This is a genomic window from Pseudomonas sp. D4-21 (assembly GCF_051132125.1).
GTDB lineage: Bacteria > Pseudomonadota > Gammaproteobacteria > Pseudomonadales > Pseudomonadaceae > Aquipseudomonas.
Window position 1 is genome coordinate 2,158,192 of record NZ_CP071664.1, and the last position, 13,814, is coordinate 2,172,005.

Consider the following 13,814-nt stretch of genomic DNA (forward strand, 5'->3'; position numbering starts at 1 on the left):
TCAAATCCTCACTGAACCGCGGCCGCGGGCGCGTTCATCAAAACGATCGCAGCGGTCACCAGCATGTTGATCAGGGTCAGCGGCAGGCAGAATTTCCAGCTGAAATCCATCACCTGGTCGTAGCGTGGGCGCGGGATCGAGGCGCGCAACAGAACGAACAGCATGATGAAAAACGCGGTCTTCAGGGCGAACCAGACGAAGGACAGTTGCGGCAGGATGCCGAACGGACCGTGCCAGCCACCGAAGAACAGCGTCACCAGCAGTGCCGAGATCAGGATGATGCCGATGTACTCGCCTACGAAGAACATGCCCCATTTCATGCCGGCATATTCAATGTGGTAACCGTCGGCCAGTTCCTGTTCCGCTTCCGGCTGGTCGAAGGGGTGACGGTGAGTCACGGCCACGCCAGCGATGAAGAAGGTACAGAAGCCGAAGAACTGCGGAATGATGAACCACAGGTTCTGGGCCTGGTACTCGACGATGTCGCGCATGTTGAACGAGCCGGCCTGAATCACGATGCCCATCAGCGACAGGCCCATGAACACTTCATAGGACACGGTCTGGGCCGAGGCCCGAAGGCTGCCGAGCAGGGCGAACTTGTTGTTACTCGACCAACCGGCGAACAACACCGCGTACACCGACAGGCCGGCCATGGCGAAGAAGAACAGCAGGCCGATGTTCAGGTCCGCCACGCCCCAGGTCGGGGTGATCGGGATGACCGCGAAGGCGATCAGCAAGGCGCTCATGGCCACGACCGGTGCCAGGGTGAAGATCACCTTGTCGGCGAACGGTGGCGTCCAGTCTTCCTTGAAGAACATCTTCACCATGTCGGCGGCGATCTGGAACATGCCGAACGGGCCGACGCGGTTCGGACCGTAGCGGTCCTGCCACCAGCCCAGCAGGCGACGTTCGACGAAGCTCAGCAACGCGCCGCAGACCACCACGGCCAGCAAGACCACGATGGCCTTGAGGACCGTCAGGATCACGGCGATCACTTCAGGGGTGAACCAGCTCATTGCGCTGCCTCCTGCAGACCGTCGACGGTTTTGCCGAAAATCGCCGGTGGAATACCCGCCAGGCCAGCCGGCAGGGCCACCAGGCCGGCGCCCAGTTCTTCATTGATGCGCAGCGGCAGACGCAAGGTCTGGCCAGCCACGTTCAGGCTCAGCAGGGCACCGTCGTTGACGCCCAGGCGATCGGCTTCGGACTTGGCCAGCGACACGTAGGCGGCCGGGATGCGCTCCTGCACCGGCTCGGCCTTGGAAGAGTTCTCTTCGCTGCCGAACAGGTGATGGAACGGCACGACCTGCCAGGTGCCCGGTGCCGGGTTGAAGGCACGTGGGACGCTGGCGAACCAGCCCAGGCCATCGCCCTGGCTTTCGATCAGGCGAGTGCCCGGATCACCGGCACGCAGGTGGCCGCCGACTTCGTCCTGGAACTTGTTCCAGGCCTGCGGCGAGTTCCAGCCCGGCGACCAGGCGAACGGCACTTGCGAGCGCGGTTCGGCGGAGCCCGAGTAACCTTCCATGGAGAAGGCGAACGCGGTGTCCTTGTCCTGCGGAGTACGCGGTTCGTGGACGCTGATATTGGCGCGCATCGCGGTGCGACCGGAGTAGCGCAGCGGTTCGCGAGCCAGTTTCAGGCCCTTGATGCGGAACGCGGCGGACGGCGCGGCGTCGACCACACCGGCCAGTTGCGCAGTGCTCGAGGCAACGGCGGCCGTGACGTGGTCCAGTTGCGTCCAGTCGATCGGCTGGTTCAGCAGGGTGGCGCGCAGGGCGTGCAGCCAGCGCCAGCCTTCGTGGACCAGAATGCTGGCGTCCAGGTATTGCGGGTCGAAAACCTGGAAAAAGCGCTGGGCGCGGCCTTCCTGGCTGACCAGCGTACCGTCGCCTTCGGCGAAGCTTGCCGCCGGCAGCACCAGGTCGGCGCGGTCGGTGGTGGCGGTTTTCTGATGGTCGGCGACGATCAAGACCTTGGCGGCGCTCAGGGCGGCATCGACCTTGGCATTGTCGGTGCGGGTGAACAGGTCGTTCTCCAGCACGACGATGGCGTCGGCGTTGCCGTCGATCACCGCTTGCAGCGCCGCGTCGACCGATTCGCCACCAAGCATGGCCAGGCCGAGGCTGTTGGCCTCAGGTACAACCAGGCTGATGGAGCCATTTTTTTCGCGTAGCTTCAGTGCCTTGGCGATGTTGGCCGCGGCTTGGATCAGCGCCTTGGAACCCAGGGAGGTGCCGGCGATGATCAGCGGACGCTTGGCGGCCAGCAGGGCGTCGGCGATGCGTTGGGCGAGGGCGGCTGCTTCACTGTCCAGGCCGTCGACGGCCGGGGCGCTGGCATCCAGGGCGTGGGCCACGGCAAAACCGATGCGCGCCAGATCGTCCGGAGCGGCGTGGACGCATTCTTCGGCCACGTCGTCGAGCTTGGTTTCAGCGAGGCTGGCGATGAACAGCGGGTTCAGCGCGTGCTGGCCGATGTTCTTCACGGCGGCGTCGAGCCATGGCTGGACGCGCATGGCGTCGGCCATGTCCTCGGCCTTGCCCTTGACCGACTGGCGCAGGGCGAGGGCCATGCGGGCGGCGGTCTGGGTCAGGTCTTCGCCGAGGACGAACACTGCGTCGTGGTCTTCGATGTCGCGCATCGTCGGCACGGGCAGTGGGCTGTCCTTGAGCACTTGCAGCACCAGGCGGATGCGTTCCAGCTCGCCGGCCTCGATGCCGCTGTAGAAGTGCTCGGCGCCGACCAGCTCACGCAGGGCGTAGTTGCTTTCCAGGCTGGCGCGAGGCGAACCGATGCCGACGATGTTGCGTCCGCGCAGCAGCTCGGCGGCCTTGTCCAGGGCTTCGTCCAGGCTCAGCTTGGCGCCGTTTGCGAGCAGCGGCTGGCGCGGGCGATCCTTGCGGTTGACGTAGCCATAGCCGAAACGGCCACGGTCGCACAGGAAGTACTGGTTCACCGAACCGTTGTAGCGGTTTTCGATGCGGCGCAGTTCGCCGTAACGCTCGCCCGGGCTGATGTTGCAACCGCTGGAGCAGCCGTGGCAGATGCTTGGCGCGAACTGCATGTCCCACTTGCGGTTGTAGCGCTCGGAGTGGGTCTTGTCGGTGAACACACCGGTCGGGCAGACCTCGGTGAGGTTGCCGGAGAATTCGCTTTCCAGGGTGCCGTCTTCAACGCGACCGAAGTAGACGTTGTCGTGGGCGCCGAACACGCCCAGGTCGGTGCCGCCGGCGTAGTCCTTGTAGAAACGCACGCAACGGTAGCAGGCGATGCAGCGGTTCATCTCGTGGGAAATGAACGGGCCGAGATCCTGGTTCTGGTGGGTACGCTTGGTGAAGCGATAACGGCGCTCGTTGTGGCCGGTCATCACGGTCATGTCTTGCAGGTGGCAATGGCCGCCTTCCTCACAGACCGGGCAGTCGTGAGGGTGGTTGGTCATCAACCATTCGACGACGCTGGCGCGAAACACTTTCGCTTCTTCGTCGTCGATGGAGATCCAGCTGCCGTCGGTGGCGGGGGTCATGCAGGACATGACGATCCGACCACGCTTGTCGTTCTCGTCGGTGTACTGCTTGACCGCGCACTGGCGACAGGCGCCAACGCTGCCAAGGGCGGGGTGCCAGCAGAAATAAGGAATGTCGAGGCCCAGCGACAGACATGCCTGTAACAGGTTGTCTGCGCCATCGACTTCGAGCTCTTTGCCGTCTACGTGGATAGTGGCCATGGTTCAAAGTTCTTCGTTGGCCCGGTGTCAGCGGGCGTGGCTAATGGAATCTTGTCGTTCGTCCGAATCCAAACAGCCTCGGTAAAGAGGCGTCATCGAACGAAAGGCGAAGGGCACGGACCCTTCGCCTTTTTAAGCGTCGTTACGCGCCGACCATGGTCGGCGAGACCACCTGATTGAGATCGTCCGCGCGGGTTGGCGCGATGCCGGCCTCGAATTCAGGGCGGAAGTATTTGATGGCGCTGCCCAACGGCTCCACGGCACCTGGTGCGTGAGCACAGAAGGTCTTGCCTGGGCCGAGGAAACCCACCAGACCCAGCAGGGTCTCGATGTCGCCGGGTTGGCCTTGGCCTTTCTCGATGGCCATCAAGAGCTTGACGCTCCAGGGCAGGCCGTCGCGGCAAGGGGTGCAGAAACCGCAGGATTCGCGCGAGAAAAACTGCTCCATGTTGCGCAGAAGCGAAACCATGTTGACGCTGTCGTCCACCGCCATCGCCAGGCCGGTACCCATCCGGGTGCCCACCTTGGCGATGCCACCGGCATACATTTGTGCGTCCAGGTGTTCCGGCAACAGGAAACCGGTGCCGGCGCCGCCGGGCTGCCAGCACTTGAGCTTGTAGCCGTCGCGCATGCCACCGGCGTAGTCTTCGAACAGCTCGCGCGCGGTGACGCCGAACGGCAGTTCCCACAGGCCAGGGTTCTTGACCTTGCCGGAGAAGCCCATGAGCTTGGTGCCCATGTCTTCACTGCCGTCACGGGCCAGGGATTTGTACCAGTCGACGCCGTCGGCGATGATCGCCGGCACGTTGCACAGGGTCTCGACGTTGTTCACGCAGGTCGGCTTGCCCCACACGCCGACGGCGGCGGGGAAGGGCGGCTTGGAGCGTGGGTTGGCGCGGCGGCCTTCCAGGGAGTTGATCAGCGCGGTTTCTTCACCGCAGATGTAACGCCCGGCGCCGGTGTGGACGAACAGCTCGAAATCGAAGCCTGAGCCCAGGATGTTCTTGCCCAGCAGGCCAGCGGCCTTGGCTTCTTCCACGGCACGGTTCAGGTGCTTGGCGGCGGTGGTGTATTCGCCACGCAGGAAGATGTAGCCACGGTAGGTCTTCAGCGCGCGGGCACTGATCAGCATGCCTTCGATCAGCAGATGGGGCAGTTGCTCCATCAGCATGCGGTCTTTCCAGGTGTTGGGTTCCATCTCGTCCGCGTTGCACAGCAGGTAGCGGATGTTGATGGACTCGTCCTTTGGCATCAGGCCCCACTTCACGCCAGTGGGAAAGCCTGCGCCGCCACGGCCCTTGAGGCCGGCGTCCTTCACGGTCTGGACGATGTCATCGGCGGCCATGTCGGCGAATGCCTTGCGCGCGGCGGCATAGCCGTTCTTCGCCTGGTATTCGTCCAGCCATACCGCTTCGCCGTCGTCACGCAGACGCCACGTCAGGGGATGGGTTTCGGCCGAACGCTGGATGCGGTTGGCGGGCCCGAAGGAAGTCAGGGTCATACGTAGCCCTCCAGCAGTTTGGCGACGCCGTCCGGCTTGACGTCACCAAAGGTGTCGTCATCGATCATCAGCGCCGGTGCCTTGTCACAGTTGCCCAGGCAGCACACGGGCAGCAGGGTGAAGCGGCCGTCGGCGGTGGTCTGGCCCAGGCCGATGCCCAGCTTGCTCTGGAGCTCGCCGACCACCGATTCGTGGCCGCCGATGTAGCAGACCATGCTGTCGCAGACGCGAATGATGTGGCGGCCTACGGGCTGGCGGAAAATCTGGCTGTAGAAGGTAGCGACGCCTTCGACGTCGCTGGCCGGGATGCCGAGGATCTCGCCGATGGCGTAGAGTGCGCCGTCAGGCACCCAGCCACGTTCCTTCTGGACGATCTTCAAGGCTTCGATCGACGCCGCGCGCGGGTCTTCGTAGTGATGCAGCTCGTGCTCGATGGCCGAGCGCTCGGTTTCGCTCAGGGCGAAACGGTCAGTCTGGATAAGCGTGCTGTTCATGCTTAGCGGTCCACGTCGGCCATAACGAAATCGATACTACCCAGGTACGCGATCAAGTCCGCGACCATGCTGCCTTTGATCACCGAAGGGATCTGCTGCAGGTGCGGGTAGCTTGGGGTGCGAATCCGGGTGCGGTAGCTCATGGTGCCGCCGTCGCTCGTCAGGTAATAACTGTTGATGCCCTTGGTCGCTTCGATCATCTGGAAGGATTCGTTGGCCGGCATGACCGGGCCCCACGAAACTTGCAGGAAGTGGGTGATCAGGGTCTCGATGTGTTGCAGCGTGCGTTCTTTCGGTGGCGGCGTGGTCAGCGGGTGGTCCGCCTTGTACGGGCCTTCCGGCATGTTGCGCATGCACTGCTCGATGATCTTGACGCTCTGGCGCATTTCCTCGACGCGAACCATGCAGCGGTCATAGGCGTCACCGTGAGTCGCCAGCGGGACTTCGAACTCGAAGTTCTCGTAGCCGGAATACGGGCGCGCCTTGCGCAGGTCGAAGTCCAGGCCGGTGGCGCGCAGGTTCGGGCCGGTAACGCCCCATTCCAGCGCTTCCTTGGTGTTGTAGGCGGCCACGCCTTCGGTTCGGCCGCGCAGGATGCTGTTCTTCAGGGCGGCCTTGGTGTATTCGTCCAGGCGCTTGGGCATCCACTCGACGAAATCCTTGACCAGCTTTTCCCAGCCGCGCGGCAGGTCGTGGGCCACGCCGCCGATGCGGTACCAGGCCGGGTGCAGGCGGAAACCGGTGACGGCTTCGATCACGGTGTAGGCTTTCTGGCGGTCGGTGAACGTGAAGAACACCGGCGTCATCGCGCCCACGTCCTGGATGTAGGTGCCCAGGAACAGCAGGTGGCTGGTGATACGGAAGAACTCGGCCATCATGATGCGAATCACGTTGACACGGTCCGGCACCGTGATGCCCGCCAGTTTTTCCACCGACAGGACGTACGGCAGGTTGTTCATTACCCCGCCAAGGTAGTCGATGCGATCGGTGTAGGGGATGTAGCTGTGCCAGGACTGGCGCTCACCCATTTTCTCGGCGCCACGGTGGTGGTAGCCGATGTCCGGAACGCAATCGACGATCTCTTCGCCGTCCAGCTGCAGGATGATGCGGAACGCACCGTGGGCCGAGGGGTGGTTCGGGCCCAGGTTGAGGAACATGTAGTCCTCGTTGGCACCGGAACGCTTCATCCCCCAGTCTTCAGGCTTGAAGCGCGCGGACTCTTCTTCGAGTTGCTGCTTGGCCAGGGTCAGGCTGTACGGGTCGAACTCCGTGGCACGGGCCGGGAAGTCCTTGCGCAGCGGGTGACCTTCCCAGGTCGGCGGCATCATGATGCGCGTCAGGTGCGGGTGGCCGGGGAAATCGATGCCGAACATGTCCCAGACTTCACGCTCGTACCAGTTGGCGTTCGGCCAGATGCCGGTCACGGTCGGCACGCTGAGGTCGCTTTCGGACAAGGCGACCTTGATCATTACGTCACTATTACGCTCCACCGACAACAGGTGGTAGAACACGGTGAAATCGGCACCAGGCAAGCCCTGGCGCTTGGTGCGCAGACGCTCGTCCACGCCATGCAGGTCATAGAGCATGACGTACGGCTTGGGCAGGTTGCGCAGGAAGGTCAGGACTTCGATCAGCTTGGCGCGGGCAACCCAAAGCACCGGCATGCCGGTGCGGGTCGACTGGAGCGTGAACGCCTCTGCGCCAAAACGGTTGTTCAGTTCGACGACCACATCCTGGTCGTCTGCCTTGTAAGGCGGGATGTACAGAGCACTGCCTGTAGTCATGGTTATTTATCGCTTTCGGTCAACGTAAAGAATGAAGCCAGGTTCTCGTTTCTTCTACAGAGCAGAGCTGGATCAGACTTCGTCGGGGCTGCGCAGATTCGTGACTGCGATTCGCTGTTCGCGGCGCTGTTCCTTTTGCGACGGCATGTCGGCGCGATAGACGCCTTGATCACCGACGACCCAGGACAGTGGGCGACGCTCCTGGCCGATGGATTCCTGCAGCAGCATCAAGCCTTGCAGGAACGCTTCGGGGCGGGGCGGGCAGCCGGGCACGTAGACATCCACGGGGAGGAATTTGTCGACCCCCTGGACCACGGAGTAAATGTCATACATGCCGCCGGAGTTGGCACAGGCGCCCATGGAAATGACCCACTTGGGTTCCAGCATCTGTTCGTACAGGCGCTGAATGATGGGGGCCATTTTCAGGAACGGCGTACCGGCGATAACCATGAAATCCGCCTGGCGCGGCGATGCCCGGATCACCTCGGCGCCAAAGCGCGCGATGTCGTGGGGCGCCGTGAAGGCGGTGGTCATTTCCACGTAGCAGCACGAAAGGCCGAAGTTGTACGGCCAAAGGGAGTTCTTGCGACCCCAGTTGACCGTGCTGTTCAGCACGTCTTCGAGCTTGCCCATGAAGATGTTCTTGTGGACTTGATCTTCTAACGGATCGGCGACGGTTTCCCGCTTGCCGATCGGATACTGCTCGTTAGGAGCATCGGGGTCGATCCTGGTGAGATTGTATTGCATTGCCAAAGCCTCATTGTTTCAGCTTCGCTTGCCGCTTACGCCGAGCTTCCGGAGCCCAATCAAGAGCTCCCACCCGGTAAAGGTAGACAAGACCTGCCAACAGAATTGCTATGAAAACGAGAGCTTCGACGAATCCGGTCCAGCCGCTTTCGCGGACGGACACAGACCAGGCAAAGAGAAAAAGGGCTTCGATATCGAAGATCACGAAGAGCATCGCGACCAGATAGAATTTGGCTGAGAGCCGCAAGCGGGCGCCACCGGTAGGCAGCATGCCGGACTCGAACGGTTCATTCTTGCTGCGGCCCCAGGCTTTTGACCCGAGCAGGCTCGACACGCCGAGCATGAAGGCACACAGGCCGACGACGCCCAGAAGGAAAATGGCAAAGCCCCAATTGTGGGCCATGAGTCCTGTCGCTTCGGGCATGCTGGAAATCCTTAACAGAGAGCAAAGGTCTCTGAGCTTCAAAAAGAAATAACGCAGTGACGATATGTCGCAGCAATCAATCGCGGTGATTTTATGGCTAAACACCGGGCAAGTAAAATTCCAATGGCGAAATTATTTATTGGAATAAGGACATAGTACGTCTCCACGGCCCCGCAGCCCCGGCCCCATGGGGATTGGCTGTTGATACCTCAAAAGAATTTCATTTCATATGTAACAATGAAAGCGCCTTCAAATGATAATTATTACTGTTTGGCTGCGCGGCACCGCAGGTAGTCGATGCAACAACTGAGAACTTGTCTTATATAGCCGTGATGGCAGTTGTCAGCGCTGGCCGTTTTACTCTTTTTCTGACTGCCCGATACTGCGTTCGATCAATTTTTTTGCTTTTCCTGTGGGGCGCTTCCTTAAGGCTTGTCTGGATTCCTGTGGCGAGGGAGCTTGCTCCCGCTTGAGTGCGAAGCGCTCACAAAAAGGCTGCTGCGCAGCCAGCGGGAGCAAGCTCCCTCGCCACAAAATCCTTTCATGTGAAGACATTGCTGCCAAAGCATAGGCAAAAAAAAGCCCCGAACCAGTCGGGGCTTCAGATCGTCGGCTTTGCGGTTAGCTTTTATTCGGTCCGCAAGGGCCGTTTACGCGATAGATCAGTGGAACTGCTCTTCTTCGGTCGACCCGGTCAGCGCGGTCACGGACGAGGTGCCGCCCTGGATCACGGTGGTCATGTCGTCGAAGTAGCCGGTGCCGACTTCCTGCTGGTGGGCCACAAAGGTGTAGCCTTTGGCGGCGTCAGCGAATTCCTGCTCTTGCAGCTTCACGTAGGCGGTCATGTCGTTGCGGGCGTAGTCGTGCGCCAGGTTGAACATGCTGTGCCACATGTTGTGAATGCCGGCCAGGGTGATGAACTGGTGCTTGTAGCCCATGGCGGACAGTTCGCGCTGGAACTTGGCGATGGTCGCGTCGTCCAGGTTCTTCTTCCAGTTGAAGGAAGGCGAGCAGTTGTACGACAGCAGTTGGTCCGGGTATTCCTTCTTGATCGCTTCGGCGAAGCGACGGGCTTCGTCCAGGTCCGGCTTGGCGGTTTCGCACCAGATCAGGTCGGCGTACGGGGCGTAGGCCAGGCCGCGGGCGATGGCCTGGTCGAGGCCAGCGCGTACTTTGTAAAAGCCTTCCTGGGTACGGGTGCCGGTGACGAACGGCTGGTCGTACGGGTCGCAATCCGAGGTCAGCAGGTCAGCGGCGTTGGCGTCGGTACGGGCCAGGATGATGGTCGGTACGCCAGCAACGTCGGCCGCCAGGCGAGCGGCGGTCAGCTTCTGTACGGCTTCCTGGGTAGGAACCAGTACCTTGCCGCCCATGTGGCCGCATTTCTTCACCGAGGCCAATTGGTCTTCGAAGTGAACGCCGGCGGCACCTGCCTCGATCATGCTCTTCATCAGTTCGTAGGCGTTCAGTACGCCGCCGAAACCGGCTTCGGCATCAGCCACGATAGGTGCGAAGTAGTCGATGTAGCCTTCGTCGCCCGGGTTCTTGCCGGCTTTCCACTGGATCTGGTCGGCGCGACGGAACGAGTTGTTGATGCGCTTGACCACGGTTGGAACCGAGTCCACTGGGTACAGCGACTGGTCAGGGTACATGGATTCGGCGGAGTTGTTGTCCGCGGCCACTTGCCAGCCCGACAGGTAGATCGCCTGGATACCGGCCTTGACTTGCTGCACAGCCTGGCCGCCAGTCAGGGCGCCCATGCAGTTGACGAAGTCTTTCTCGGGGCGGAAGGAAGGCTTGGCGCCCTGAGTGACCAGGTTCCACAGCTTCTCGGCGCCCATTTTCGCAAAGGTGTGTTCAGGTTGAACCGAACCACGCAGACGGACGACGTCAGCAGCGGAATAATTGCGCTTCACGCCTTTCCAGCGCGGGTTTTCAGCCCAGTCTTTTTCAAGGGCTGCAATTTGCTGTTCGCGTGTCAGTGCCATGGAGATAAACCTCGTCGCATAGGTCTGGGGTGGAAAATTCCTGCTCCTGCCGACCAGGGGTTGGCGTACAAGTCGGTTCAGGCGGGGAGGCGACGGGATGAACGATGGGCTCGAGGGGAAAGTGAGCAGGTAGAGGCGAACTGCGGGCGCATTCGGGCGTCGTGGGCCTTTATACGAACTCAGAGTGATGCCGGGTTACCTAGTTACGCTTCCGTCCCTCGGGACAACTTCGTTCCAGTCGCAACCTCGTCAAACACACCTTGTGGGCGGTACAGACACGAATCGGCTCGCAGGGTGGTTGCAAGCATCGACCCGAAGGCCCTTGCCAGGGCCCCTGATTAGCGGGAGCGAGGCCATCATGCCTTCGGTTTTTTGGCTCGTCAAACGTTTTGTAGTGCTTTTTTTCAAGCACTACATCTTTGGTCTAATACGACTCATCAGTCAGTTTTTGGTGCTTCAGTTCAGGGTGTCGACCTTCACCCGCAGAATCATGTCATCCCGGCCTTGGGTCGAGTAGCTGCGGGTCAGGCCTTGTTTGTCGGCTTGAGTCTGGCGGTTCACCCCAGCGAGGGTGATCCATTCGCCGAGGCGCCCGCTGACGGTTGTGTCGGTGCTTTGCACGTTCACTACATCTGGACGTTCCTGGCTCATGCGGTCACGGTTGGTGCTGATACTCAGGTGAACGGTCTCGCCAGTGACACTGGCGGTGACATAAAAACCTTGGGTGACGTTGCGGTATTCGGTCTGGCTTTGCATGCGACCGTAGCCGTCGGTCTGGTTGCTGGTGAATGGCACGCTCTGACCGACCTGGATGAGCGCCGGCTGGCCTTCGCTGGCCTGGATCTGCTGCACGCCGCCCTCACGGCTGGCGGTGCTGCGGTTGATGATGCGCGTCTGGCTGGGCGCGGCGCCGTTGATCGAGTAGCCCTGGTCGCCTTGCAGGTTGTTCTCGTTGGTGTCGACGGTGATCAGCAAGCGCTTGGGAGCGGTGTCCAGTTGCGCCAGGAATTGCCGGAGTTCTTCGATCTTGCCCGGTTCGGCATTCACGATCAGTTGGTTGCCGTAGGCGCTGACCTGGCCATCCTTGCCGAGGAAATTCTGTGCCACCGGCAGTAGATCCGCGCTGGTGCGGTAGTTCAGCGGTACGATTTCGGTTGCGGCCATGACTGACAGGCTGCAGCCGAGCAGCAGGGTGGTCAGCAAGGTGCGTAGGGACATGTCCATTTCTCCGCGAGACAAAGGCTAGATATTGCCAGTTTGTCGGCCCCGGGTGGGGCAAGTTGAATGGTAGACGGCAAAACGCCCCGGCATCGGTGGATGGCGGGGCGTTTTGTGATGCTGATAATGTACTTGTGGCGAGGGGATTTATCCCCGCTGGGCTGCGAAGCAACCCCAATCAAGCTAATTTCGTCAACCTGACACACCGCAGTGACTGATTTGAAGGTTGCTGCGCAACCCAGCGGGGATAAATCCCCTCGCCACAGGGTATTGTGTTGCTGCTTCCAGCGGTTTCAGGCCGAGCGCCGCACCATGTCCACATGGGGAATGCCGGCCTCGAGGAATTCCTCGCTGACCACCGCAAACCCCAGTCGCTCATAGAACGGCGTGGCATGGACCTGGGCGCTGAGCATCTGCTGTTGCAATCCGCGTCTCTCGGCCTCGGCGATCACTGCATGCATCAACGCATCGCCGACCTTCAGACCGCGCCAGTCCTTGAGGACCGATACGCGACCGATATGGCCGTCAGTCAGCAGGCGCGCGGTACCGATGGGGAAGTCGCCTTCGAAGGCCAGGAAATGCACGGCGTCCTGGTCATCCGAATCCCACTCCAACTCTGGGGGTACGGATTGCTCGGCAATGAACACCGTTTCACGAATGCGCCGGATCTCGGCGTTATCCTTTTGCCAGTCTGCGACACGAACGTGAATTTTATTCATCGGCGAACCCCAGGCTGCCTTGTTTGACCAATTCGTGGATAAGGCCGCGGCCTTCTTCATCGTCCAGCCATGGGCCGAGGTTTTCGATGTGCAGCGCGTCGGCGGCGCAGATCATCTTCAGCAGGTCCCGCAGCTTGCCCGGCAGATAACGGCTCTGGCCGCTGGCGAACAGCAGCAGGTCGTCATCGACTTCCGACCAGGCCAGGCGCGCGCTCGGGTTGCGGATGATCACGGCACCCTGTTCCAGGCCGGCCAGCAAGTCGTCTTCTTCCAATTCCGGGCCCACCACCAGTTCCGGGTAGCGGGGTTCGGTCATGAACTGGCCGAACCAGGTCAGCAGCAAACGCTCATCGCTCATGTGCTCGGCCAGAAGGCCTTTGAGGCGGTCCAGGGCGTCGTGCTGGATCTGGTGCGGGTCCGCGACGGGGCGTGCGTCGGCGTCGGTGTAACGCTCTTCGTCCGGCAAGAACTGGCTGAGGAAGTCGGTGAAATGGGTGAGCACTTCGGCCGCGCTCGGCGCTCGGAAGCCGACCGAGTAGGTCATGCAGTCATCCACGGCGACACCGCAGTGGGCCAGGCGCGGTGGCAAGTAGAGCATGTCGCCGGGTTCCAGGGTCCACTCGTCGGTGGCCTCGAAATCGGCGAGGATGCGCAGGTCCGCATGGGGCAGCAGCGGGCTTTCGGAGTCGCACATCTGGCCGATCTTCCAGTTGCGCTTGCCATGGCCTTGCAACAGGAAAACGTCGTAGTTGTCGAAGTGCGGACCGACACCGCCACCCGGGGCGGCGAAGCTGATCATCACGTCGTCGATGCGCCAGCTCGGCAGGAAGCGGAAATGCTCCAGCAGCTCGCTGACTTCGGGGACGAACTGGTCGACCGCCTGCACCAGCAGCGTCCACTCGCGCTCCGGCAGCTTGCTGAATTCATCTTCGGCGAACGGGCCGCGACGCAACTCCCAGGGACGCTCGCCGTGCTCGATCACCAGGCGCGATTCAACCTCTTCTTCCAGCGCAAGGCCGGCCAGTTCGTCGGCATCGATCGGGCTTTCGAAGTCAGGAATCGCCTGGCGGATCAGCAGGGGTTTCTTCTGCCAGTAATCGCGCAGGAACTCCCGTGCCGTGATGCCGCCCAGAAGTTGCAGTGGAATGTCAGGATTCATGTGTAACCTATTGAAAAAATATACTTTTCAGACGCGAATAAAAACGCCCGGCG

General features: G+C 61.4%; 11 protein-coding genes. All 11 read right to left on the reverse strand.

What is annotated here, in order from left to right:
* Window positions 1–8: 8 nt before the first annotated feature.
* Window positions 9–1,016: an NADH-quinone oxidoreductase subunit NuoH gene (nuoH, locus tag J3Q04_RS09810; protein WP_039592869.1), complete on the reverse strand. Its 1,008-nt coding sequence runs from the start codon at window positions 1,014–1,016 to the stop codon at window positions 9–11.
* Window positions 1,013–3,727: an NADH-quinone oxidoreductase subunit NuoG gene (nuoG, locus tag J3Q04_RS09815; RefSeq protein ID WP_420765865.1), complete on the reverse strand. Its 2,715-nt coding sequence runs from the start codon at window positions 3,725–3,727 to the stop codon at window positions 1,013–1,015. Before nuoG ends, nuoH begins: the two co-directional genes overlap by 4 nt.
* 142 nt (window positions 3,728–3,869) lie before the next feature.
* On the reverse strand, window positions 3,870–5,228 hold the full coding sequence (nuoF, locus tag J3Q04_RS09820) for an NADH-quinone oxidoreductase subunit NuoF (RefSeq protein WP_420765866.1): 1,359 nt from the start codon (window positions 5,226–5,228) through the stop codon (window positions 3,870–3,872).
* A complete protein-coding gene (nuoE, locus tag J3Q04_RS09825) occupies window positions 5,225–5,722 on the reverse strand; it encodes an NADH-quinone oxidoreductase subunit NuoE (RefSeq protein WP_092196990.1) in 498 nt (165 codons plus the stop codon). Before nuoE ends, nuoF begins: the two co-directional genes overlap by 4 nt.
* 2 nt (window positions 5,723–5,724) lie before the next feature.
* Window positions 5,725–7,506, reverse strand: coding sequence for an NADH-quinone oxidoreductase subunit C/D (gene nuoC / locus J3Q04_RS09830; RefSeq protein WP_434559593.1), 1,782 nt, complete (start codon window positions 7,504–7,506; stop codon window positions 5,725–5,727).
* A gap of 72 nt (window positions 7,507–7,578) precedes the next feature.
* Window positions 7,579–8,253 carry a NuoB/complex I 20 kDa subunit family protein gene (locus J3Q04_RS09835; protein ID WP_039592874.1) on the reverse strand — a complete coding sequence of 225 codons (675 nt, stop codon included), beginning with the start codon at window positions 8,251–8,253 and terminating at the stop codon, window positions 7,579–7,581.
* Between the two features lie 10 nt (window positions 8,254–8,263).
* Window positions 8,264–8,677 (reverse strand): NADH-quinone oxidoreductase subunit A, encoded by a 414-nt coding sequence (locus tag J3Q04_RS09840; RefSeq protein WP_030141323.1) that lies wholly within the window; start codon window positions 8,675–8,677, stop codon window positions 8,264–8,266.
* 662 nt (window positions 8,678–9,339) lie between these two features.
* On the reverse strand, window positions 9,340–10,665 hold the full coding sequence (aceA, locus tag J3Q04_RS09845; protein ID WP_018925513.1) for an isocitrate lyase: 1,326 nt from the start codon (window positions 10,663–10,665) through the stop codon (window positions 9,340–9,342).
* Between the two features lie 456 nt (window positions 10,666–11,121).
* Window positions 11,122–11,883, reverse strand: a complete 762-nt coding sequence (locus J3Q04_RS09850) for a secretin N-terminal domain-containing protein (RefSeq protein WP_434559591.1) — start codon at window positions 11,881–11,883, stop codon at window positions 11,122–11,124.
* A 293-nt stretch (window positions 11,884–12,176) separates the two neighbouring features.
* Window positions 12,177–12,602 carry a GNAT family N-acetyltransferase gene (locus tag J3Q04_RS09855; protein ID WP_420765869.1) on the reverse strand — a complete coding sequence of 142 codons (426 nt, stop codon included), beginning with the start codon at window positions 12,600–12,602 and terminating at the stop codon, window positions 12,177–12,179.
* Complete coding sequence (locus tag J3Q04_RS09860; RefSeq protein ID WP_420765870.1) at window positions 12,595–13,761, reverse strand: JmjC domain-containing protein; 1,167 nt, start codon at window positions 13,759–13,761, stop codon at window positions 12,595–12,597. The genes J3Q04_RS09855 and J3Q04_RS09860 overlap by 8 nt, the downstream gene beginning before the upstream one ends.
* Window positions 13,762–13,814: the final 53 nt, after the last annotated feature.

Excerpts from the sequence above, each read along its gene's own strand:
- nuoH (WP_039592869.1), bottom strand. The coding sequence starts at position 1,016 with ATGAGCTGGTTCACCCCTGAAGTGATCGCCGTGATCCTGACGGTCCTC.
- nuoG (WP_420765865.1), bottom strand. The coding sequence starts at position 3,727 with ATGGCCACTATCCACGTAGACGGCAAAGAGCTCGAAGTCGATGGCGCA.
- nuoF (WP_420765866.1), bottom strand. The coding sequence starts at position 5,228 with ATGACCCTGACTTCCTTCGGGCCCGCCAACCGCATCCAGCGTTCGGCC.
- nuoE (WP_092196990.1), bottom strand. The coding sequence starts at position 5,722 with ATGAACAGCACGCTTATCCAGACTGACCGTTTCGCCCTGAGCGAAACC.
- nuoC (WP_434559593.1), bottom strand. The coding sequence starts at position 7,506 with ATGACTACAGGCAGTGCTCTGTACATCCCGCCTTACAAGGCAGACGAC.
- J3Q04_RS09835 (WP_039592874.1), bottom strand. The coding sequence starts at position 8,253 with ATGCAATACAATCTCACCAGGATCGACCCCGATGCTCCTAACGAGCAG.
- J3Q04_RS09840 (WP_030141323.1), bottom strand. The coding sequence starts at position 8,677 with ATGCCCGAAGCGACAGGACTCATGGCCCACAATTGGGGCTTTGCCATT.
- aceA (WP_018925513.1), bottom strand. The coding sequence starts at position 10,665 with ATGGCACTGACACGCGAACAGCAAATTGCAGCCCTTGAAAAAGACTGG.
- J3Q04_RS09850 (WP_434559591.1), bottom strand. The coding sequence starts at position 11,883 with ATGTCCCTACGCACCTTGCTGACCACCCTGCTGCTCGGCTGCAGCCTG.
- J3Q04_RS09855 (WP_420765869.1), bottom strand. The coding sequence starts at position 12,602 with ATGAATAAAATTCACGTTCGTGTCGCAGACTGGCAAAAGGATAACGCC.
- J3Q04_RS09860 (WP_420765870.1), bottom strand. The coding sequence starts at position 13,761 with ATGAATCCTGACATTCCACTGCAACTTCTGGGCGGCATCACGGCACGG.